Here is a 22,949-nt window from a genome sequence, read left to right as displayed (position 1 = left end):
ACTCATTTTGTGATAAAATAAAAGAAAATTCAGTTTATTAAACGGGGGATAAAAATGAATGTAAAAGTTGGGGATATATTTAAATACGAAAGAAGATTTACCGAGGAAGAAGTTTTTGAATTTGCAAATATTACAGGCGATAAAGGTAGACATCATATGGAATATGATGAGAATGGACGATTAATGGTCCATGGTTTATTGACTGCTAGCATTGGGACGAAAGTAGGCGAAGAGTTACATTACATAGCGAGGGAATTAGTAAGTGAGTTTATTAGACCAGTTTTTACAGGGGATACGGTTACTTGTGAATTAACTTTAACAAATATTGAGCAAATGGAAGGATATAAAAAAGTTTCAATTGAGTCAGTTTATCGCAATCAACATGAAAAGACCGTACTAGTTGGGACGAGTTATGGAATTATAAGGGAATAAAAAAGAAGCCTGTTACGAAACAGGCTTCTTTTTTATCGTTTAGTAAACACGTTTTCGATTTTCCGCATGACTAGAGATAAGTAATAATGCAGATTCCTCACCTATATTGCGAACAATATGAGGAACGCATGCATTCCAAGAGAAAGAATCACCTTCTTCTACAATCGCAATATCTTCTCCATGTTGAACTTCTAGTTTTCCGCGTAATACAAGATGACACTCTTCACCTTCATGAGCATTTGGTGAGTTTTCTTTCGGGAATCCGGCAGAAATTTCTACTAGAGATAGGCGGAGACCACCTTGCTCCGCAACATGCTCAATTCTTTGTTCATCTTTTCCATACACACTGTATTTACGCTCTTCTTTTTTTACAATTTTCAAACGATCTTTTTGTTCTAACAATAAATATGGAAGGGGAACATTTAAAAAATTAGCGATCATTTCTAAAGTTGAGATAGATGGTGATGTTTTATTGTTTTCAACCTGACTCATAAAGCCTTTAGAAAGACCTGTTCCTTCACAAATTTGGGCAATCGTAATTCCTCTACGTTGACGAATTTCACGAATCGCAGAACCGATATTCATAAAATCATGCTCCTTTTTGTAAACAACTATTTGTATCATAGCAAAAAAAAAATATTTTTTCTCATGAAAAATGAATTGACGAATAAAAATAATTAGTGTATGTTTTGTAATGTAAATAAAAGTTTTGTATAACAAAACTATAAAGGAGAGAAAGAAATGAATCAACATATTGGTAACTTAATTATTCGTATCGTGTTAGGGGTAACGTTCTTTATGCACGGTTTAACAAAATTCCAATCAGGAATTGACAATATTGCAGGGTGGTTTACAAGCATTGGTTTACCAGGAGGACTTGCATACGGTGTAGCAACAGTTGAATTAGTTGGAGGTCTATTGTTAATTCTAGGTTTAGGCGTAAGGTATATTGGCTTATTATTTGCACTTGTTATGGTTGGAGCGATTGTGAAAGTAAAATGGTCAGCTGGTTTGTTAGGAGACGGGAAAAATCCTGGATTTGAGTTAGAACTTGCATTATTAGCGATGGGTGCTTACTTATTTGTTGCGAAAGCTAATGGTTTTGTAGATAATTTCTTAAAAGAGAAAATGTTAAAGAAGAATTAATTAAAATGGGGGTATAACAAAATGGGCTTTCCACTTCATCCCGAAACAACACTTGGGGTTGTTCATTTATATGTATCAAATTTAAAGAAATCGCTAGAGTTTTATACAGAAGTATTGCGTATGAAGGTACTGGAAGAAAAAAGTACAATCGTTACGTTTGGTAATGAGGACAATGAGCCACTTCTCATCATAGAAGAAAAGGAAGACGCTCTTCCGAAGCAAAGAGGTCGAACTGGTTTATATCACTATGCAATTTTATTACCAAACAGACAAGACTTAGCAAATATTCTTCGTCATTTTGTTGAGAGAGTACACCCATTACATGGTGGGGCTGACCATTACTTTAGTGAAGCTCTTTATTTAGCTGATCCAGATGGAAACGGGATTGAAATTTATCATGATCGCCAAAAAGAAGTTTGGCATGATGAAAATGGAGAGCTACCATTTGTTAGTAACCCGTTAGACGGCGAAGGATTATTACAGCAAGGAAGTACATGGAATGGGTTCCCGGCTGGTACTGTGATGGGGCACATTCATTTACATGTAGCTGACTTAGAAGAAGCGAAACGTTTCTATGTTGATGGCCTTGGTTTTGATGTAACGATTCCAGCTCGTAATGGAGCGTTGTTCGTATCAGCAGGTGGTTATCATCACCATATCGGTTTAAATACATGGCAGGGTGAAGGTATACCACCACAAATGCCAAATTCCGTTGGTTTGAAATATTTCACAATTGTACTAGCAGATGAAAAACAAAAAGAGCAAGTGTGTGAAAGTTTAAAATATATTGGCGTAGTTGCTACGTATAAAGATGGAATATTACAGGCCAAGGATCCGTTTGGACATTGTATACATTTTAAAGTGAAAGGAGAAGCCTAAAAAGGCTTCTCTTTTTTCACTTTCTTATAATAGCTTTTTCATTTTGTAAAAATAGTTCATCAAATTGCTTTGCAAGGTCAAAATCTAGTTTCGTTAAACCTTTTGCATTCCATGATGACAAAGTAATAATGACTGCTTTATACTGGATAAGGATAAATGGGTGGTGATTATGTTCTTCTGATAGTTTGGCGGCTTCAGAGACAAATTCGACTCCTTTTAAGTAGTCGGAAAACATATATTTTCTTTCAATCCATTTTTCATCTTTCAATACCCATTTATCTAACTTCGCTAATTCCTCATGTACTTCTTCGTCAGCTAATCGTAGCATCATTTTTCACATCCTTTATTGGAAGTAATGCAAGCCCGTTAGTAATAAGGCGTGTTACAGCTTTGTCAGTAGTGAAAGTAGAAAGTTGTTTTAATAAAACTGTTGATGTTTCGTGTCCTTTGTTATGTTGTAAAAGTAATTCTAAAATTTCAAGACGAAGCAACCATTCTTTCGGATAGAATGTATTTAACACTTCTTGAATGGCTATTAGTTGATCGACATGAGCGTCTTGTAATGTACCTTGATTACGAATGTCGCGAACTGTTTGATACATACGTTCAACCTCAGTTAATACAAGCGGAGCAGGAGTTTCATGTACTTCTTCATCCATCGGGAAAAATGCAGCCGCATCTGCCGCTCCTGGGAATACAGAAGTAATTGTTGAACCAACAGCCATATCAAAAGTTCCCCATGAAGGATCGAATAATAAACAATCTTTATGAGTAACTGTGCAACCTGCAAATGAGATAAGGACGATTTTTTTATCGTTCTTTACAATGTCTGTTACTGTTCCTTTTACATGGACTCCACTTGTGAAGGAAAGCTCGACGAGATTGCCAATTATAATGCCTAATGACTGTAGCTTTTCTTCTGTGCAATCTTCTAATGCGATATTACCATCTAGTAATCCGACCGGTGTACCAAATCCATCTTTGTGTACAGATGTAGAGTGATTCACCAATTGTTTATGATTAATTGCTAATGCAGTTGGTGTATTTGTTCTCATATAAATGACTTCACCAGTATCATTTTTAATTGTCTCTGTAAATGTACCGGTAATTTGTAATCCACTACTTAGCTCAGTTGTAGCATGATTTTCGGAGCGAATGGCTTTTTCTAATCCTTCTGTGCCACCTGTTTTGAATGCCATCGTTTCAGAGAACTTCTCAAGTTCCTCAGTCAACTCTTCAAATGATTCACAAACAAATAGCTGTGGCTGCATTTTTGTCACGTCATAAGTTGTTCCTGTGCAAGCTTCAATTGAGAATGGAACTTTTTCTACAGCATCTGTTAAGCAATGCTTGCTTTCACCAACAGAAGAAAGGAGACCAGCACCGTAGATTTTAGGATCGTCTATATTTCCAATCAATCCGTATTCCACTGTCCACCAGAAAAGACGTGAAATTTGTTCTGCTTCTGATAAACCAGAAACTAAGTTTTGTTTTTCGATTACAGTATTTTCAGCAACTGCAACTTCTTCAGGTGTAGAAGTCGGGCTTTCTTTTACAATCGTTAATGTACGAACAGCTTCAAAAGCCTCATGTTCTTCTTTTGTTGAGAAAGCTTTCGCTCCAATTTGCCCAAAGCGCTTCACATATTTTGCATATGTAGAATCGAGTAAAATCGGTGCGTGTCCTGCTGCTTCATGAACGATATCAGGAGCGGGTGTATACTCGATATTTTCTACTTTACGAATATCTGTTGCGATTGGTAGTAATCCGTGCCCCTGAAAATCGAAGAATGCTACGCCGGGAATAAGTCCGTCAATCGTTACAGCTCCCCAGCCGCTTGGTGCTAAGCAGTCATTCATTTCTTCTACTTTTGGAATTGCATCTATATTAATACCAGATGATTGTAGTCCGTTAACATAGGATGGATGAGCAACATCTTTTAAAAAGCTATGGTTTTGTCTCATAATGTAACGCCAAACAGCGTGATTCACCGGCGTGTATTGATCATAATGCTGTGTAGATACGAATGGTTTTAAATGTGATGGAATTTCTGTTTTCTTTGTCATTTAGACATCCTCCTTTTTCTCTATAAAAATGAATACCTGTTTCGTCTTGTACCACCTCCCTTTATAATTGTAAGCGCTTATAAAATTTTATCATAACATTCGGAATTATTTAACATTTGTTTGTGTGAGAAATAGAAAAAGCCCCTATCGGAAGATCCGATAGGGGCGAAAGAATCGCGGTACCACCCTATTTGTAAGTGGAAATATACTTACATCTCAACTAATGATAACGGAAAAACTCCGTCTTTTCCTTCATGCATAAAAGCACTACGAAAAAGAAGCTCCAGAATTGTAATTCGTACTTATATATGTGCTAATTTCCACCGACCATCAGCTCTCTGAAACAGGGATATAAGATACTACTGCGATTCTTTCAACGCATAATATATGAATTTATTTAAAAGGGGAAGGCGCAAAAAAGCCCCTATCGGAAAATCCGATAGGGACGATAAAAATCGCGGTACCACCCTATTTGTAAACAATTAATTGTTTACCACTTACTTTAAGATAACGGAAAGATCCGTCTTTCTCTTCATGCATAAAAAGCATTACGGGAAAGAAGCTCCAGAATTGTAATTCACGCTTGTATATGTACTGATTCACACCAACCATCAGTTCTCTGAGACAGGGATATAAGTCGCTACTAGTATTCCTTCAAAGCCGATATATAATTTGTTCAACTAAACTATGTTTTGTATTATAAAACTATATTTAAAAGCTTGTCAACAATAATTTTATTATTTCACTTCTAAATCGACGTTCAAATTAGATTTATTTCCAGCTGCATCGGTTGCTACAATGTGGATTGTATTTTTCCCTTGTTGTAATTGATTGCGATCGAAATAAATTTCAAAGTTTTTCTCCCAATGGTTCAAGAAGGCATTTTCCCATACACCATTTCCATTAATTTCATACTGTATCGTTACTGGATGTCCTGGAGCAACCCATCCAGATTCTGTCATCCAGTCTAAAAGTATATCATCTACTTTCCCTCTAATTACAAGGTTTTCTTGATCTACTTCAGGTGATAATTTCGGTGCAGTGCGATCGACGAACACAGCTCCTGTCTGTTTCGTTTCTCCACCAGAGTTAGAAGCAACAGCTTCGATTTGGTATAAGCCATCAGGTAGAGGAGATCCGTCAGTTTTCGTACCATTCCATTTGAGAGATTTATAACCAGGTGTTTCGTTTTTACCTTGATGTATCATGCCTTGATATGTTACACGGTCTTTCGTAATTAAATTAGCGTGAAATGTTACATCCTCCACTGGTGTAACTAAATAGTAATTGATCAGGTTGTCATCTAGTATTCCATCATTATTTGGACTAAAAGTAGAATTAACGATTTCAAGACCATCAATACGTTTGTATTCTTTCGGATCAATGCTAAACGTAAATGGAATACGTATTTCTTCAGTCTTCCCTTGCTCTTTCACATATAGATTTCCTGTATATACACCCTGTGGTAAGGAGCTATCTACAGTAATAGTAAAAGGCTTTTCGATGTTACTATTAGGTTTCACACTAATAGAAGAAGAGAAAGAAGTCTGGACTTTTGTTTTTGTATCTAGTAATTCAATGCGAGTTGAAAAGTTTTTCTTTTTGTTAGAAAGATTTTGTAACGTAATATTTTGTGTTAACTTCACTTTGCCGCTATTAGGTTTAATAAGACCGAAACTTACATTGTTAGGTTTCACTAATGCATCTGTTTGGGCTGCTTTTGGAATGTTAATTAAACCAGATCCTTGTGCCATGACAGGATATGTATTTTCATTGACATCCTTTAATGTTTTTGCAGTGTTGGCAAGAGCTGCTTTCAATTGTTCTGTCGTCCAATCAGGATGCATTTGACGCAGCAGGGCAACGGCTCCCGCCACTTGTGGCGCAGCCATACTTGTTCCGTTGTGAGATTCATAGCCACCTCTTGGGACAGTACTAGTAATTTGTACTCCAGGTGCAACAACATCAGGTTTTATGAGCCAACTTCCTTGTGATGGTCCTCTTGAACTGAAGTTACCAATAAGTTCGGTTTGCTTTGGTTGTCCAATTTTTATATTTTTCTTTCGTTTTGTAATTAAAGTTTTTAACTCTTCGCCATTTGTATTTGATAGTTGCATAACTGGAAGAGCTACATCTTCACGTGCAAAATATTCGGGCATAAGATTAATTTCTTTTTCGTTAGAAATTAGTAGCACGCCAAGAGCGCCAGCTTGTTTCGCTTGTTCTGCTTTTACTAACGTGCTTGAAGTTCCTTGTAAAACAAGGGCGAACTTACCTTTCACATCTTGTTTAGCGTAATCACTTGAATTACCGTAGCCAACATATACAAGCTGAGCATCGTTGCCTACTTGGAAATCTGATTTTGATAACGGTAATCCTTGGTAAGATTTATTGGAACCAGCTACTTGAAATGTTGGAAATGGAATAGAAACAGTAGATGCACCAACAGAGATGACACTACTTGCGTTACCAGGAGCGTCAACAGACCAAGGTTTTGGTCCATCATTTCCATTTGAGACGACTGCAGTAACACCAAGTTTTGCTGCGCGTTCTAACGTCATTGTTACAGGTTGATCAGGTACATTCAAATCTTGACCAAGAGATAGATTTAAAACATCGGCACCATCTTGAATAGCTCGCTCAATACCTTGAATAATATCATCGGTCGTACCGGTACCACCATCATTCATGACACGGTAAGCGAGTATAGAAGCATTCGGAGCAATCCCCTTTATTTTTCCGTTACCAGCAATAATTCCAGCAACATGGGTACCGTGGACATTTCCATCCATCGGATCATTATCTTCATCGACTGTATCATAGCCACCGATATAATTTGCTTGTAAATCAGGATGGGTATAGTCGACACCTGAATCGATAATAGCGACTTTCATCCCTTTCCCATCAAGGGGTTTGCCAGTCGGATCTTTTAAATTCCAAGCTTCAGGTGCACCAACTGTAGGGCCTCCAACGTTTGGTGTTTCTTGATCTGCTAGGCTTTTTGACGTTTCATGTAATTTATATGTTAAGTTCGGATAAATTGCTTTCACTTCAGGTAAAGAAGCTAGAGAGGCAATTTGATCCCCTGGGATAGAAATAGAAAATCCAGAAAATAACGTACTATACGTTTCTTTTATGGTTGCTTTCGGTGCTTTTTCTTTTATTTTCTTTGTTGTATCCTCTTGTGCTTTTTTTAGTTGTGCATGGTATGATTGCACATTGCTATTTTGTAGGTCCGGAGCATGTTGAATGTTACTTTGTGAAGCGAGTGGAGCATGTTGCAATTCTACAATAACTGAAATTTTTTTTGATGTTTTTGTTTCAACATTTTGCGCGATTTTGTTTTCTCCCCATTGTTCAATATTTGCTTTTAACTGTGGGCTAAATTGCTTCTCTTTTTGCAGTGATTCAGCATGGGCGCTTAATGCTCCAAAGCTCGAAAAGACGAGCGCCATACTTAATAGTGTTGATGTAGTTTTCTTCATTGAAACTCCCCCTAATAAAAAGTGCCAATTTTCCGAAAATAAATATTACATTTTTATCGTTAATTATAGGAACGGATGTTGGCTAAACTATACATTCGACATAATTCATACTAAACCTCTTTGAATTGAAAATTTCTTGGGAAATTTTTTGGAATTATGTCGAATGGATAATATTTGCATATAGTAAGCGGAATATGAGGAATGCTAAAGGGGGAAATGGGGGTGCTATATGAAAAGGTTTATAGTAAGTGGAATCGTGATTTTGTTCCTTTTTTTCTGTTCAAGTTCTATTACTAGCGCAGAAAACAATGGAGTAAAAGTTGCCTTTATTCGTAATCATAATCTATGGATTAAAGTCGGTGAAAAAGAAAAACAAATTACAAAAGGAGAGTACATAACAGGGCCGAAATGGTCACACAATGGAGAATGGCTTGCATATGCAAAAGGAAAGAAGCGAAATCACTTTGAACTGTATCGGCTGAAAGATGGAAAGAAAGTTACACCATCTCAATCAGAAGCATCGAATTATCAATGGTCACCAACAGAGAATATAATTGCATTTGTATTTGCACGCACATTAAATACATTTGATGCTGAAAAAAAGAAAGCAGATTTTGAAAACGTAGCTAATGGTGTCGGTGACTATGCATGGTATCCTGATGGTAAGAAGTTCCTTGTATCATCAGAAGCGTACTTGCTTCCAACAGGATGGACAGGTGCTCAGTTATATGAAATACAAAAGGATGCAAATATGAATCCTCATAAGATGAAACATTTATATGCACTACCGAATGAGCATGATGATTTTTTAGCATTAGTTGGAAGTGGATTTAAGTGGTCGCCAGATCAAAAATGGATTTCGTTTTTGGCAGTACCAACAGCTTCTTTGTCAGCTGATAGTAATACCCTTTGCTTAATTCGATCAGACGGCAGTCGTTTTGAAACAGTAGATCAAATGTTATTAAACACACAATGGTTCAAATGGGCGCCATCAAAAAATATATTAGCCTATATTGAAGGAAGCGGGAGAGTTGCTTTAGAGAATAAGCATTTAAAAATAAAAGAATTGCCGGCTCTCCAGCAAAATACATTTACTCCAAAAGGCTATGTTGATTGGGATTTCACATGGAAGAACGAGAATGTAATTATCGTTTCAAGGGCAAAGGAAGCAGAGCTATCGGTCCCTCTAGAAAAAAGACCACTACCATCTTTATATGAAATAAATAGTACAACAGATGAACAACATCAAATTACAAAGCCATCCAATAGCCAAGGCGATTATAACCCTATTTTTAGTAAGAAAAGCAACCAATTAATGTGGCTCCGTTCAAATCGTAAGAAAGCTGATGTATGGCTTGCTCATAACGATGGAAAACATGAGAAGAAGTGGATTGAAAATATAGATGTACCAGAGTGGTATTATGAGAAATGGAATTGGGAAGATGTCGTTTCGGTTAAAGACGAGTAAAAAACCCTGCCTGAAATATAATTTTCAGGCAGGTTTTTCAATGTTATTTATGTGTTTTATTTGGCTTTTTTTTCGCAGGGTTTCCGTTCCCTTGGCGCTTTCTATTTTGTTCATCTTTTGCTTGTTTTTCATGTAATGTATCTAAAAAATCATTTGAGTTACTCATTTTTATATCTCTCCTTTTTTCATTGCGTCCTAGTTACTATAACCATTTAGGAGGAAAATCATGAGATAAAAGTTAAGCGCTTAGTTTTCTTCGGTAGTATAAGTAAAATAGTCCGTACTTGAGACTCCCACGACTAAAGTCGCAAGCCCGAATCCTTATGGATTTACGGGTGGGATTCTTGAATGACTAAGCGTTCGCAATCCATTTCTGCTTTGAACAGCCTTCAAGATAAGGGCATCTCATTGCCCCTCCTAAACCAGACCATAAAGGTGCTTAGGCTGATTGACTGTTACCATCAATCACAGTTGCGCAGCGAATATTCATCGCTCCAACGATATCACGATGTGTCTTAAACCCACATGGACACTTATATTTTCTATCTTGAGCCTTATTCTTTTTAGCACATTTCGGACAACTTTGACTTGTATAAGCTGGATTCACATATTCAATCTGAATACCAGCTATCATTGCTTTATACGAAATAAATTGTGACAAACGATAGAATGACCAAGTGTGTAGGTTTTTTTCGTTTTTACGGCTTGTTCTTGCCGTCTGTCTTATATTCGTTAGTTGTTCTAATCGAATGACAGAAATATGATTTGCAATCGCAAAATCAATAATCTCACGACTTATTTTGTGATCTTTATCTTGCATCCATCTTTGCTCTTTATCATCCATTCGCCGAATGGCTTTCACCTTTTTGTCTTTTCCTAACTTCTTACGAACACTACGAAACTTACGCTTCTTATATTTATTGTGCCTACCACTCCCAAAGAAACGAACCTTATCATCATCTGTGATTGCTACCGCGGGGACCTTGAGACCTAAGTCTACGCCTAAAATTTTCGTTCCTGTCCTTTTATTGATAGGAAGTGTGACAGATATTTGGGCTATCCATTTATTCGATTTCTTTGTGATGCGAAGTGTACCTAATTTATGTTTTAACAGATTCAGATTACGATTGTTTTTATCACTTAATAAAGCTCGGATTTTTACCCGAGTCGACTTTCCATTTACCTTAAATGGGATTGAAATATAAGTAGGTTCAAATGAATAATTTTGATTGTTCCATACACAAACAGGTCTCTTTAGAATTGGGATGATTTTATAATGGCTTTTCTTTACTTTTGTAGCAAACAAACTTTTCGCATCTTTAATCGCTTGATTTTTCACTGCACTTGGGATATTTGCTTCAATATCTTTTGTGCTTTTTTTCGTACTTTTCTTTGCTTCCACCATTTCCGATACAAGTGTATTTATAACTTTTATATATTCTTGACTGCTTTGTTCCAATAAACAGATTTGTCCTTTTGTTGGAATCAATTTCACTTTCACTGTTAGGGTCTGTGACATACGTTTCATCCCCTTGTTTTTTTGATTTTCAACATCGTGTTCATCTGATACATTTCTAGCAATCATAACAAAATCAGAACGTGTTTATAAACCTTACAACTGCATGAAACGAGGAGATCTTCCTCTCAAACACTTTGAAATATCCTTCTATCATCATTTATTCTAGTTATATCATTTATTTTCGAAAGATTCCAATAAAACTCCGAAGAAACTACCTATACTTTGGATACTTAAAGTACCACGAACCTTGCGATTTTTAGTGGTACTCCGTATCCAACCTCACTTTCATCCCATGCCTAAAGGCGATGGGCTTTCTTGTTCGGGAAAAGCTGTAATGAATAACATAAGTAAAACTTGTAACTCTACATTTTCTTTTAAAATAGTTGCGACAGAAGATGGTAAGTAAGGTGATGTATCGCTCGTTCCTAAACCTAACCATTTGTTTAAGAGGTTCATGATACAAAATATGAAAACACCAGACCAGCTTGCGATAATTGCTTTTTGTTTAATTTTTGTTTCACGCTCATCATCTGTAATCCAAGGATTAGCAGTTTTATCACTATTAAAAAAGCCATTTATGTATCCCCATATGATCATTCCCATAAAGACGATAATCCATTTCATATTTGTAATCCTCCTCTTCTTGTAAAAAGTATTTTACATATATAATTGTAATATTTTCCAAACGTTGATGTCAAATACTTTTTACATTCTACTTTTTAAAATAGCAGGAGTAAAGAAAAAAATAGGGAAGAAATATGTGAGACCATTTTCTAGTGAGAGGAAGAGGAGAATGAAACTTATTTTTGTTCGGCATGGTGAAGGTGAACATACGAAAGATTTACCATTAAGTTTACAAGCAGTGAATCCACCATTGACGGGCGTGGGAAAGAAGCAGGCTGAATTGCTTCAGTGCGATGTACCATTACAAGAAAAGGATATATTAATCGCTAGTCCTACACTCCGAACTTTACAAACTGCGACAATATGGAGTGCGGAAGTTGCTTGTCAAAAAATTGTTCACCCATATATATCCCCGCGTATTTTTCCTTATCGGGAATCCGCCAAAACATTACCGTGCGATCAATTGTTAGATCGAAAGATAATACAAAATTTATTTCCACATTTTTCATTAGAAGAAAGTAGAAATGAATTGCTATGGAATGAGGGAGTCAATATCATCTCGGAGATGGAATTTCAGCAAATAGTAGATGAATTTCTGCACTGGTGCTATCAGTTAAAAGCAGAAAAAATTTGTATCGTTGCACACGATGGAACAATTACAGCGTATAGGCAATATTTACAGAAAGTCGCTTTAACTAGAGCTGATTTTTTGAAAGAAACGGGTATATATGAAATGGACTTATAGGAGAGGAAATTTGTAATGGAAGAGTTAGGAGAAGATGTGTACGACTTAAATGAGCCGAGAGTATACTTTAGCGTAGCGGAAATTAAGTAATATGCAAAATTGCATATTACACATATTGTAAATGGTTGGTATAAGTTTGGGGAGTTGAAACTAGTAGAATCCTTTTTACATAGTGGTGTAAAATCATATGTTGGATTGATAGATTATGTAGATGGAAATGTAGCAATTATGTTTACAATACGCCTATTTTACGGGTTTATTAACCATGACAAAACATTAGAAGAAGTTGTTCGAGAAGCGAGATTAACCGATGAGGAGACATGTACATTTCGAGTATATAAACAATATGAAACGGATTTATTCTATATTCGAATGAATGCGTTTCACATTTAACTCACAGTTTTTTTACATTTTCTTCAATGAAAATGATTATCACCTGTGGTATGATATGTTCAAGTTTTTACAGGTAATGAAAGTTACTATATAAACGTTAGTATTTAATGTTTTTTATGTATGTCACAAATTATTCACGATTAACGTTTTAAAAGTAAGCAACTAATGTTATTATATTATCTGTAACTGACTTAATTACAACTTTAGGAGGAAGATATGATTATTCAATTTTTAAGAGAAAACAAAGCAGTTTCTTTTGTATTAGCGATAATTCGAGTGTATCTTGGTTACACATGGGTAATGGCTGGAATCGGTAAACTACAAGGAAAAGGCTTCGATGCAACTGGTTATTTACAAGGTGCAATTGAAAAATCTAAAGGAGCACAACCAGCTGTTCAATCTTGGTGGGCATCATTCTTACAAGATTTTGCAATTCCAAACGTTGATTTATTTAATACACTTGTGACGTGGGGAGAAATTTTAGTCGGAATTGGTTTAATTGTAGGCTGTTTAACAAAAACAGCGGTCTTTTTCGGTCTTGTAATGAACTTTTCCTATATGTTTAGTGGGTCAATTGGTGTAAACCCTGAAATGGTTATCTTATCCATGTTCGTTCTTGTTTCTGGTATGAATGCTGGAAAACTTGGAATTGATGGTTTAGTTATTCCAAAAGTACTAGGATCAAAAATTCAAAAACGCCAAAAGCAAGCTGCTTAATATATGAAAACGGGTATCTCAAAATGAGATACCCGTTTATTTTTCAGCACTTATAGGATTTTTCTCGAAGAAATCTTTTACATACCCTACAAATTCTTGTGGCTCTTGACGAAATGGAGCATGATAACCTTTTTCAATAATATGGAAAGTGCTATTTTTTAAGAATTGATGATAAGTTTCTCCTTCTTTCCAAGAAACGCTATTATCATTTCTTCCCCATATAATTAAAGTTGGTTGCTTGATTTCAGTTGCGTTGATTTGAAGACGCCTAGGCCATAATTTCATTTTATTATAATGCTCTTCATCATTACGCTTGAATTTAACTTTGCTCTCATCATAATCTGCAATAGAAGAAACGGCACTTAAATCAGTCGACAACTTTGGTTTTGGTGAACCTTGTTTATTAACGAACGTATGAGGGCCGCCTGTAGCATCAGTTAAAATAAGGTGGGTAACCGCTTCGGGGTATAAATATGTTAAATTAAGAGAAATTTCTCCGCCCATAGAATGTCCCAGTATTGCGAATGAGTCGTACCCTAATTTTTTCATTAACTTATAATACAAATTTGCATGAGTTGGGAAAGAATAATAAAAATCCATCGGTTTAGAGGAACGTCCGAATCCTAAAGCATCAACAGAAATAATCGTATGATCTTTTGCTAAATCTGAGTAAACCTTTTGAAAACCATTGGATGATCCTCCAAATCCATGGATCATAAGTAAAGGTGGTTTTTCATCACCAATCTTTTTAAAGTAAATCGTTTGACCATCTATCTCTACCATTTTTTCCTCGGTAGTTAGTTTCGCTGTAATTGTATTTTTAACTTGTTTTACTTGTTCTACTGGCTTTTCTGCTGCACTACATCCTACTAATAGTGTAAGAGTAAGACAACCTACCATAAAATAGCTAAATCGCTTCAATTAGGTGTCCCCTTTCTAACATAACGCTGCATCTATCATAGCAAATAGTATATTACGATTTCCAGGAAGTTGATTACCGTTCTTTATCATAAGAGGTGAAAGGAGCGTTTCCTGGAAATTTTCTGTTTGAAGAAATTGACGGAAAATGAATTGTGAGTGCGGAACATCAATGCGTATTGTCCCATTCCACGAGTTGCAAATTATTTCTAATAACTGAATAGCGTCTTTTTCTTTTTTTGAAATAAGCGGAGTGATACATAGTACATTTCCTTTTTGTATGCATAAAGCAAAAGCATCTATTTGATTATCCCGCTCTATTTTAAAGGAGTAAGTTGCTCTCGATAGTAGTGATAAATAAAGCTTAGAACGATCTGCACCAGTCGCAGTTTGATCAAGAAAAATGAGAGATTGAAGATCGGCTTGCTGAATTTGTTTTATGGGAAAAGAATTTGTACTTATATGAGCCGCTTGTTTTTCGAAACGATGAATTGTTGTTATTGATTGAAATCCATAAGATTCATATAAGGATTCACCAGCTTTTGTTGCAATGAGCGTAATAGGGAGCGATGGATAAGTTACTTTTAAGCTATTGTTTAACAAAATACGGCCAATTCCTTTTCTTTGAAAATCAGGATGCACGATTAACATACCGATAGAAGAAAATCCAGGGGCAAACGAAAAGACCCCGCCCGCTGCAATAAGTTTATTCTCATGTACATAGCCAAAAATTGTGCCAATGGAAAGGTACATATGGAATTGCTCTTTCATAAAACTCGCATGCTGTAACCACCCAACTGATTCGCAAAGAGAGAGTAAATCTGGAATGGAAGATTCGTCTAGTTTTACTGTTTTCATAAAGTTCACCATATTTCTATTTAAACTAGAAAAAATAAGAATAATATTACGAAATGTAAAATAATAGGTTCGTATTAAAAGAAATCCAACATGTTTATATTTATCTTTGTAAAGGGGAGTATGCTTGATATGAAAAGACAAACTTATACAAATTATAACTTAAATTTACATAAGTTAACAAAAAATTTACATATAACTCATTTTCTCTTAACAGTCTTCTATTAAATTTGATAGTGGGAAATGAATAACCTAATTAGGGGGACAAGACAGTGAAAAAGTTTGTGAAAAAAGCATGGCCATTTGCAGTTGTGGCGTCGTTAGCAGTTACTTCGGTAGCAACATGGAATTTTACGCGTTCTAGTGAGGTTAATGCAGATGAGAACGGAAACAATGCAAAAATTAAAAATGTCATTGTATTAATTGGGGACGGTATGGGGCCTTCATATATGACAGCTCATCGTTATATGAAAGATAATCCAAAAACATTTGAGATGGAATCTACAGAATTTGATAAGCATCTTGTAGGAACACAAAAAACATATCCAGAAGATGAACATGAAAATATTACAGACTCTGCATCGGCAGCTACTGCGATGTCAGCAGGTATAAAAACATATAACGCAGCTATTGCAGTAGATAATGATAAAGCTGAAGTGAAAACAGTATTGGAGCAAGCGAAAGAAAAAGGGAAGTCAACGGGACTCGTTGCAACTTCTGAAATTACGCATGCAACACCAGCTGCATTCGGTGCACATGATATTAGTCGTAAAAATATGGACGCAATTGCAAATGATTACTTTGATGAGAAAATTAAAGGTAAGCATAAAATAGATGTTATGCTTGGCGGGGGCGTAAAGAACTTTGTTAGAAAAGACCGCAATCTTACAGAAGAATTTAAGAAGTCTGGTTATAGTTATGTAACAGATCGTAATCAATTATTAAATGATAAAAGCGATCAAGTTCTTGGCTTATTTGCACCAGGTGGTTTAGACAAAATGATTGACCGTACTGACAAAACACCTTCATTAGAAGAGATGACAAATGCAGCGATTGAGCGCTTGAACAAAAATAAAGACGGTTTCTTCTTAATGGTCGAAGGTAGTCAAATTGATTGGGCTGGACATGATAATGATATTGTCGGTGCAATGAGTGAAATGGAAGACTTCGAAAAAGCGTTTAAAGCAGCAATTGAGTTTGCGAAAAAAGATAAGAACACATTAGTTGTTGCAACTGCAGATCATTCTACTGGCGGATTATCTTTAGGTGCGAATGGTGAGTATAATTTTAAAGTAGATCCGATTAAAGCTGCGAAACGTACGCCAGACTTTATGGCAAGTGAGATTGTAAAAGGTGCAAATGTAGAAGAAACATTGAAAAAGTATATTGATCTACAATTAACACCAGAAGAAATTAAAGCTGTAAATGATATAGCTCCATCAAAAGATGTAACAAAGATTGATAATGCAATTGAAGATATCTTCAATAAGCGTTCGGTTACAGGTTGGACAACGGGTGGACATACAGGTGAAGATGTGAACGTATATGCATTCGGACCAGGTAAATACTTATTCTCTGGCGTTCAAGAGAATACAAATATAGCTAAACGTGTCTTTGACATCGTTGGCGGCGGCGATCCGAATAAAGGAAGACGCTAATTATAAATGAAAGTGAGGCGAAATGCCTCACTTTTCTTTTTAGGAGATGGAAAGATGAGCGTTTTTTTAGGGAAATTAAGATTCCTTCTAGTATTCGTATTATTGCTAGTTGGTTGTCAATCTCAAGAGAATAATATAGAACAAAAATCTGCTGGGAAAACTGAGGGAAAGGTACATATAACGAAAGAAGAAGAGAAATCCATTCAAGATGTTATTGAGGCATTTGTACGGACGACGAATGAAAAAAATCTTGCTGAGCATATGGAGTTATTTTCAAAGAAGATGCCTAGTGCTGAAGACTTAAAAACACAAAAGGAAGCGGCATTTCAAAAGGGAAATAAGAAACTAGAATTGGAACATATGAATATGAAAGCTCTTAAAGGTGGGCTTGTTATTGTTGAAACGGAGGAAAAAGAAGTAGATGGAGGGGTTACTCTCCAAAAGAAAACGCAGTATGCACTTGGAAAAGAAGACGAAGGGTGGAAGATTGAAGAGGTTCGTACGATAGAGAAGAAATAAAAAGGTTCTCATAGGAGAGAACCTTTTTATAGTGGTAATAAAATTTGATTTGAACATGCTTCAATGTCATCAATATCTTGACGGATTGTTGCCATCTTATTATCGAGGTCTTCAGCTTTCATAGCAGCGTCATGTAGTTCATCTTTCAAATAGTCAGGTATATTTCCTTCATATTTGTAGTAAAGTTTATGTTCTAAACTTGCCCAAAAGTCCATGGCAAGTGTACGTAATTGAATTTCTGCAAAGACATCTTTCGTACCAGAATTTAGTGACAATGGATATTTAATAATCATATGCAAACTTTTATAGCCATTTCCTTTTGGATTAGCAATATAATCTTTTACTTCTACAATTTCCATGTCTCCACGATTTTCAATAACTTCTTTTAAATGATAAATATCTTCTACAAAGCAACATGTAATACGGATGCCAATAATATCTTGTAATTGTGTTTGAGCATTTTCAACTGTTGGTGATAAGTTTTTACGCTCAAGCTTCCTAATGATACTTTCGGGTTGTTTAAGTCTTGTTTTTATATGTTCAAACGGGTTGTAGTCTTCTAAAAATTGAGCTTCCCGGTTCATAATTTCAAATTTAGTTTTTAACTCTTCTAAAGCGAATGTATAAGGTAATACAAAAGCTTTCCAGTAGTTAACTGTTGATTGGTTATATTCCATTTCTATACACACCTTTTCTTATTTACAAGTGAAGTTGTTATTATACTAAACACCAAATCATGTAGGCGCAAGCAGCAAATGATGAGATCATAAAGCGATATTTAGTTTTCATCTTTTCAACCCCTTTCAAATGAAATTATATATGAATAAATGTCATTGTTAGTAATTTCACTATGTACAATTCTTATAGTAATAGATTCATGTGAAATTCGTATGAACTAATTGTTTCAGTTTTTTGTCTTTTTGTTAATGGCTTTTGGTTTTGTTTGTTATAATTACCTTAAATTGTAATAAAGGAGAGGGTATGATGAATCCAAAAGATAAAAAAAGAAAAGAGCAAGTGGCCCACATTATTGAAATTCCAGATGAATATAGGCTTGTTGTAGATGATCAAGAAGGAGTGGATGATCCGTATCATCTATTATGGTGGGGGCATAAAGAGGATGAGGAGAAAAAGATACAAATTACATTAAATAGGCATACTGGTAATTTATTCGAATTCAGGATAGATGATGAAAATTATTTTTCGAGTGATAAAGAAGTGATAGAGGAGAATAAGGCAAGAGAGATTGCAAATGTATTTATAAAAAAATATGTGGAAGAAGAATTAGAATTTTATACATATGTGTCAGTTAAGGATGACTGGCGTGGTTGGAAAGAAATAAATTATATGCAGGAAGTGAATGGATATCCATTGCCGAATACAGGATGTGTTGTGCGAATTCATCCTTCAGGTAATGTTGTGCATTTTCATTACAATGGACAAAAAGCTATAGGGAAAAAACCGTTATGGCCAATTGAAATTGTTGAGGAGAACGTCGTTTTAGAAACTTTGAGAGCTAGACAAGATATGAGACTTGTATTTGTGGATTTAACACATTCTTCATGTAAATATGAAAATGGTGAGGAAGTAAAAGGCTATCATCTTGTATATGAACCAGAACCTAGTCATGCGTTTATTGATGCAAGTACAGGTAAAGATTTATTTGACCCAGATCATTATAAATTGCCTCCAACTGTAGCTGTTGAAAAACCGAAAAAAGGTAGTCAACAAGATGATATATTCGATTTATTTGACTGGGATAAAGAAAGTTTTACAAAAGTGGCTGAGACAGAAAATGAAGATGGAATAAGGATGAAATTTGTTTCGAAAGAGGAATTACAAAAACAGAAAGAAGAAAAGAATCCATATTTAATGAATGAATTTTTAAAAAAGCATTTACCGATGTTAAAATATAATAATTTAGTTGGCATTACGATTGATAAATCAACCAAGGAATTAATTGGTTTTATAAAACTGGCAGACGATAAAGAAGTAAAACAAATACTGTCTAGAGAGGAATGTTTACAAAAAGCACTTCAATTTTTAGAACATGTTATTCCAGATGTTACACAATATCTTCGCCTTTGGGATGAACGTGACGAAGATGAAGGGATTGAAAGATTTGTCTTTTCAGTATATGTGAATGAAATTCCGGTAGAGTATAGGGAATTCATGGTCAACATTAATACAGAAAATGGTGCTGTGATGCATTACTCGGGAAAACCTAGCAATATAATAGAAGAGTTACTTGCACATGAAACAGCACCAAAAGTAACAAAAGAAAAAGCGTTAGAAATATATAAAGAGGTCATTCGAGTAAAATTAGAATGGTGTATAGATCATGATGCAGAGGAAATGAAATATAAACTGCTGTATAAACAAACGAGGAGTGAAAATCATAAAGAATCCGTCGATTGTAGTCGGAAAATTCGTTACATAGATGCGCATACTGGAGAGAAAATTTGGAGTGAATATTAGTAAAAGCCAATCGATACGTTTCGATTGGCTTTTACTATGTTTATAGAAAAATTTAATGATTAGCGTTGAGTGGTTTAAGAATGCCATTAAGTTAAGAGTTCCATATTTACATCGTACAGACACAAACAACCTCATGCCCACATACACATAGTAAAGACCACTATTTTGGCGGAGGTGAAAGGTTTGAGTCTATTCGCCGCAATTGGATATATGGTTCGAGAAGTGTTTGTATTTGTTTCTTATGTGAAGAACAATGCGTTCCCGCAGCCGTTATCATCAGATGATGAGAGAAAGTACTTAGAGTTAATGGAGCAAGGTGATGCTCAAGCGAGAAATCTTTTAATTGAACATAATTTACGGCTTGTAGCTCATATTGTTAAGAAATTCGAAAACACTGGTGAAGATGCAGAAGATTTAATTTCAATTGGTACCATTGGGCTTATTAAAGCGATTGAAAGCTATTCAGCAGGGAAAGGAACTAAGCTTGCAACATATGCAGCACGCTGTATCGAAAATGAAATTTTGATGCATTTACGTGTGCTGAAGAAAACGAAAAAAGACGTTTCACTTCATGATCCGATTGGGCAAGATAAAGAGGGTAATGAAATATCGCTTATTGATATATTAAAATCAGAATCTGAAGATGTAATTGATATGATTCAGCTTAGTATGGAGTTAGAAAAAATTAAAGAGTATATCGATATTTTGGACGAACGAGAGAAAGAAGTAATTGTGAAGCGTTTTGGACTTGGGCTTGATAAAGAGAAAACACAGAGGGAGATTGCGAAGGCACTCGGTATTTCAAGAAGCTACGTATCGCGAATTGAAAAGCGTGCTTTAATGAAAATGTTCCATGAATTTGTGCGGGCTGAGAAAGAGAAAAAAGCAAAAGAATAATGTGTATTGTAAGCAGCTACACTTTAAAAGTGGCTGCTTTTCTTTCGGGAAAACGGAAAGAAAACGAGCTGTTCTAAGAAGAAATACATGTTCACTGTTGAAAATGGCGGGTTCTATCTGTAATATTAGAAGGTGCTAAACAATTTAAGAATAAAAATTATACTTAGTTTTTCTTCGTGTATAACGAGATGGCTCCATTCTATATGTGGGAATAAGAACCAATTTTACATATGATATAGAGAGAAAAGAAGGGGAAACTAAAGTTATAGGCTGATTAGGAGGTTTCGTAATTTGCGACGGACATTATATCGACTTATGATCGAACTTACAAATGGTCGTTTTACTTCTTATATATTACGTAAATTTGCACAATCTCGTTTGAGCTCTATCATTATTCCATCGTATGTGAAAGTTTTTCAAATTAATCAAGATGAGATGGAAAAGGGTTTGAAGGAATATGGAACATTGCATGATTTATTTACACGTAGGCTAAAAGAAGGAAAGCGTAGTATTGATACTGATGCATCGAGTATCGTTAGTCCTGTTGATGGTGTTTTTGCTGATCAAGGTCCTATTGAGGATACAAAAACATTCGATATAAAAGGAAAGCGTTATTCAATTGTGGATATGCTAGGTAATGAAGAGCGTGCAAAGCGATATGCAGGCGGTACATATATGGTGATTTATTTGAGTCCAAGTCATTATCATCGTATTCATAGCCCGCTTTCTGGCTCTGTGACTGAAAGATTTGTACTCGGTAGAAAATCATATCCGGTAAATGCAGCGGGTATGGAGTATGGGAAAGAACCATTGTCAAAAAATTATCGCTCTGTTACAGAAGTAAATAGTGAAGGCGAACATATGGCGCTTGTAAAAGTAGGTGCTATGTTTGTTAATAGTATCGAGCTCCTTCATGAAAGAAGTACTGTTCAAAAAGGTGAAGAGATGGCATACTTTACATTTGGCTCAACAGTTGTTTTATTATTTGAAAAAGATATGATTAAAGCAGTGCAGGAATTGACAAGTGGGCAAGAGCTGCGTCTTGGTGAAAAAATTGCAACCCGAGTATCTCATAAGTAAAGAAAAGGTTTTATAATATACTTATGAAGCTCTAATTAAGAAATGTGGACAAAGATGCTTAATGAAGAAATCCCCTAGATGGGAGTACTTGTTTATTCGAGAGCCATCGCAGGATGGCTCTTTTTACAGGTCAATCAGCAATCTATATGTACTCAAGAAGATTTGACGAGCTTGTCCTCTAACGAGCGTCTAATAATTTCTTGTTTTATAAGTAAAATGAAGTCGGGATTTAATTTTAGTTCTTTTGCTTTATAATAAGACTCAGTGAGTAAATCAGTAGATAACTGTTCCATATGTTTTGTTTTCAAGGTGAGTCACCTCCTAATAATATAAGGATTGATTCGTTGTTGCATTTAATGTACCAAAAAAATATGACAGTCACAAACAAGAGGTTATCCACATAACTCAGTGGATAAAGTGTGAATAGATTGTTAGTAAATTCCAAATTGACTGAAAAATTAACGTGGAAAGTGTGTACAAGTTTATCCACAGGTTATCTATCGAAAAATGTTGTCGAAAAATTTTATGGAAAATCCTCAAAGAGGTGAAAGAAATTGAAGTTATTTTTACCAAATGAATATGTGAAAAATATATATCATATTCAACCAGAAGATTTGAAAAAACGTGGAATTAAAGGAGTTATTACTGATTTAGATAACACTTTAATTGAATGGGATCGTCCAAACGCAACGCCACAGCTTGAAGAGTGGTTTTTGAAAATGAAAGAAAATGATATTCAAGTAACGGTCGTTTCAAATAACAACGAGCAACGCGTTAAAGACTTCGCTGACCCATTAGGTATTCCGTTTATTCATAGTGCGCGCAAACCGTTTGTTCGCGCATTTAAGCGTGCGATACATGAGATGCACCTGCAGCCAGATGAAGTTGTAGTAATTGGAGATCAGTTACTAACGGATGTGCTCGGCGGGAATCGTGTGGGACTTCATACAATTTTAGTTGTACCGGTAGCGCAAACGGACGGATTGGTGACACGATTTAATCGGAAAATTGAACGAAGAATTATGAGAAACATGAAGAAAAAAGGCTTAATTAACTGGGAGGAATAAAGT

The 22,949-nt window shown here is 35.4% G+C and carries 23 protein-coding genes, 1 pseudogene and 2 other annotated features; of the genes and pseudogenes, 13 read left to right on the top strand and 11 right to left on the bottom strand.

Going from position 1 to position 22,949, the window contains the following annotated elements; translation table 11 throughout:
• Positions 1–54: 54 nt before the first annotated feature.
• Positions 55–432 carry a MaoC/PaaZ C-terminal domain-containing protein gene (locus tag MKY70_RS22765; protein ID WP_002015250.1) on the top strand — a complete coding sequence of 126 codons (378 nt, stop codon included), beginning with the start codon at positions 55–57 and terminating at the stop codon, positions 430–432.
• A 39-nt stretch (positions 433–471) separates the two neighbouring features.
• Here the strand turns inward: MKY70_RS22765 and MKY70_RS22760 are convergent, their stop codons facing one another.
• A complete protein-coding gene (locus MKY70_RS22760; RefSeq protein ID WP_002015249.1) occupies positions 472–1,017 on the bottom strand; it encodes a helix-turn-helix domain-containing protein in 546 nt (181 codons plus the stop codon).
• 156 nt (positions 1,018–1,173) lie between these two features.
• Here MKY70_RS22760 and MKY70_RS22755 point away from each other — a divergent pair, with 156 nt between their 5' ends.
• Positions 1,174–1,578: a DoxX family protein gene (locus MKY70_RS22755; RefSeq protein ID WP_002015248.1), complete on the top strand. Its 405-nt coding sequence runs from the start codon at positions 1,174–1,176 to the stop codon at positions 1,576–1,578.
• A gap of 21 nt (positions 1,579–1,599) precedes the next feature.
• The gene (locus MKY70_RS22750) at positions 1,600–2,457 is read left to right on the top strand and encodes a VOC family protein (protein WP_002015247.1); all 858 of its coding nucleotides are present in this window, start codon (positions 1,600–1,602) and stop codon (positions 2,455–2,457) included.
• A gap of 16 nt (positions 2,458–2,473) precedes the next feature.
• Here MKY70_RS22750 and MKY70_RS22745 read toward each other — a convergent pair whose 3' ends face one another.
• The 3 genes from MKY70_RS22745 to MKY70_RS22735 all read right to left on the bottom strand — a co-directional run bounded on the left by MKY70_RS22745 (position 2,474) and on the right by MKY70_RS22735 (position 8,008).
• Entirely contained in the window at positions 2,474–2,788 is a 315-nt protein-coding gene (locus MKY70_RS22745; protein WP_193652059.1) for a 4a-hydroxytetrahydrobiopterin dehydratase, read from the bottom strand.
• Positions 2,769–4,523, bottom strand: a complete 1,755-nt coding sequence (locus MKY70_RS22740) for an aromatic amino acid hydroxylase (RefSeq protein WP_060751081.1) — start codon at positions 4,521–4,523, stop codon at positions 2,769–2,771. Before MKY70_RS22740 ends, MKY70_RS22745 begins: the two co-directional genes overlap by 20 nt.
• Before the next feature lie 158 nt (positions 4,524–4,681).
• Positions 4,682–4,909, bottom strand: a binding site (T-box leader).
• Positions 4,910–4,961: 52 nt separating this feature from the next.
• Positions 4,962–5,190, bottom strand: a binding site (T-box leader).
• A 70-nt stretch (positions 5,191–5,260) separates the two neighbouring features.
• Positions 5,261–8,008, bottom strand: coding sequence for a S8 family peptidase (locus MKY70_RS22735; RefSeq protein ID WP_341025741.1), 2,748 nt, complete (start codon positions 8,006–8,008; stop codon positions 5,261–5,263).
• A gap of 229 nt (positions 8,009–8,237) precedes the next feature.
• Here MKY70_RS22735 and MKY70_RS22730 point away from each other — a divergent pair, with 229 nt between their 5' ends.
• Positions 8,238–9,476, top strand: coding sequence for a TolB family protein (locus tag MKY70_RS22730; RefSeq protein ID WP_113734193.1), 1,239 nt, complete (start codon positions 8,238–8,240; stop codon positions 9,474–9,476).
• Between the two features lie 43 nt (positions 9,477–9,519).
• On the opposite strand, the gene MKY70_RS22725 is transcribed toward MKY70_RS22730, so the two are convergent.
• From MKY70_RS22725 to MKY70_RS22715, 3 genes are all read right to left on the bottom strand, one after another.
• Complete coding sequence (locus tag MKY70_RS22725) at positions 9,520–9,642, bottom strand: DUF4023 domain-containing protein (RefSeq protein WP_000071861.1); 123 nt, start codon at positions 9,640–9,642, stop codon at positions 9,520–9,522.
• A 273-nt stretch (positions 9,643–9,915) separates the two neighbouring features.
• Entirely contained in the window at positions 9,916–10,995 is a 1,080-nt protein-coding gene (locus MKY70_RS22720) for a transposase (RefSeq protein WP_341025740.1), read from the bottom strand.
• A gap of 285 nt (positions 10,996–11,280) precedes the next feature.
• Positions 11,281–11,619, bottom strand: coding sequence for a hypothetical protein (locus tag MKY70_RS22715; RefSeq protein ID WP_002088722.1), 339 nt, complete (start codon positions 11,617–11,619; stop codon positions 11,281–11,283).
• Positions 11,620–11,788: 169 nt separating this feature from the next.
• Here MKY70_RS22715 and MKY70_RS22710 point away from each other — a divergent pair, with 169 nt between their 5' ends.
• The 3 genes and pseudogenes from MKY70_RS22710 to MKY70_RS22700 all read left to right on the top strand — a co-directional run bounded on the left by MKY70_RS22710 (position 11,789) and on the right by MKY70_RS22700 (position 13,474).
• Entirely contained in the window at positions 11,789–12,364 is a 576-nt protein-coding gene (locus MKY70_RS22710) for a histidine phosphatase family protein (protein WP_044442495.1), read from the top strand.
• Positions 12,365–12,757: pseudogene (locus MKY70_RS22705) on the top strand (hypothetical protein); the annotation flags it as partial.
• 216 nt (positions 12,758–12,973) lie between these two features.
• The gene (locus MKY70_RS22700; protein WP_002015237.1) at positions 12,974–13,474 is read left to right on the top strand and encodes a DoxX family protein; all 501 of its coding nucleotides are present in this window, start codon (positions 12,974–12,976) and stop codon (positions 13,472–13,474) included.
• 36 nt (positions 13,475–13,510) lie between these two features.
• Here the strand turns inward: MKY70_RS22700 and MKY70_RS22695 are convergent, their stop codons facing one another.
• Both MKY70_RS22695 and MKY70_RS22690 read right to left on the bottom strand, forming a co-directional pair.
• Complete coding sequence (locus MKY70_RS22695) at positions 13,511–14,395, bottom strand: alpha/beta fold hydrolase (RefSeq protein ID WP_088034219.1); 885 nt, start codon at positions 14,393–14,395, stop codon at positions 13,511–13,513.
• A gap of 15 nt (positions 14,396–14,410) precedes the next feature.
• Positions 14,411–15,250 carry a GNAT family N-acetyltransferase gene (locus MKY70_RS22690; protein ID WP_088034221.1) on the bottom strand — a complete coding sequence of 280 codons (840 nt, stop codon included), beginning with the start codon at positions 15,248–15,250 and terminating at the stop codon, positions 14,411–14,413.
• Between the two features lie 269 nt (positions 15,251–15,519).
• Here MKY70_RS22690 and MKY70_RS22685 point away from each other — a divergent pair, with 269 nt between their 5' ends.
• Positions 15,520–16,905, top strand: a complete 1,386-nt coding sequence (locus MKY70_RS22685) for an alkaline phosphatase (protein ID WP_002190719.1) — start codon at positions 15,520–15,522, stop codon at positions 16,903–16,905.
• Positions 16,906–16,959: 54 nt separating this feature from the next.
• Positions 16,960–17,424 carry a hypothetical protein gene (locus MKY70_RS22680; RefSeq protein WP_088034223.1) on the top strand — a complete coding sequence of 155 codons (465 nt, stop codon included), beginning with the start codon at positions 16,960–16,962 and terminating at the stop codon, positions 17,422–17,424.
• A gap of 26 nt (positions 17,425–17,450) precedes the next feature.
• Here the strand turns inward: MKY70_RS22680 and MKY70_RS22675 are convergent, their stop codons facing one another.
• A complete protein-coding gene (locus MKY70_RS22675; protein WP_002015229.1) occupies positions 17,451–18,101 on the bottom strand; it encodes a GTP pyrophosphokinase in 651 nt (216 codons plus the stop codon).
• A gap of 304 nt (positions 18,102–18,405) precedes the next feature.
• On the opposite strand from MKY70_RS22675, the gene MKY70_RS22670 reads away from it, so the two are divergent.
• The 3 genes from MKY70_RS22670 (at position 18,406) to MKY70_RS22660 (ending at position 21,879) form a co-directional block, all read left to right on the top strand.
• The gene (locus MKY70_RS22670; RefSeq protein ID WP_016100600.1) at positions 18,406–19,902 is read left to right on the top strand and encodes a YcdB/YcdC domain-containing protein; all 1,497 of its coding nucleotides are present in this window, start codon (positions 18,406–18,408) and stop codon (positions 19,900–19,902) included.
• 183 nt (positions 19,903–20,085) lie between these two features.
• Entirely contained in the window at positions 20,086–20,799 is a 714-nt protein-coding gene (gene sigK / locus MKY70_RS22665; protein ID WP_000051382.1) for an RNA polymerase sporulation sigma factor SigK, read from the top strand.
• Between the two features lie 291 nt (positions 20,800–21,090).
• Positions 21,091–21,879: a phosphatidylserine decarboxylase gene (locus MKY70_RS22660; protein ID WP_088034224.1), complete on the top strand. Its 789-nt coding sequence runs from the start codon at positions 21,091–21,093 to the stop codon at positions 21,877–21,879.
• Positions 21,880–22,031: 152 nt separating this feature from the next.
• On the opposite strand, the gene MKY70_RS22655 is transcribed toward MKY70_RS22660, so the two are convergent.
• Complete coding sequence (locus tag MKY70_RS22655) at positions 22,032–22,187, bottom strand: sporulation histidine kinase inhibitor Sda (protein WP_002015226.1); 156 nt, start codon at positions 22,185–22,187, stop codon at positions 22,032–22,034.
• Positions 22,188–22,433: 246 nt separating this feature from the next.
• Between MKY70_RS22655 and MKY70_RS22650 the strand changes: the two genes are divergently transcribed.
• Positions 22,434–22,946: a YqeG family HAD IIIA-type phosphatase gene (locus MKY70_RS22650; RefSeq protein ID WP_002015225.1), complete on the top strand. Its 513-nt coding sequence runs from the start codon at positions 22,434–22,436 to the stop codon at positions 22,944–22,946.
• The last annotated feature ends 3 nt before the right edge of the window (positions 22,947–22,949 follow it).

This window comes from Bacillus sp. FSL R9-9492, assembly GCF_038007365.1.
Lineage (GTDB): Bacteria > Bacillota > Bacilli > Bacillales > Bacillaceae_G > Bacillus_A > Bacillus_A mycoides.
Note: the sequence above shows the minus strand (reverse complement) of the source record. Positions and strands in the feature narration are given on the sequence as shown.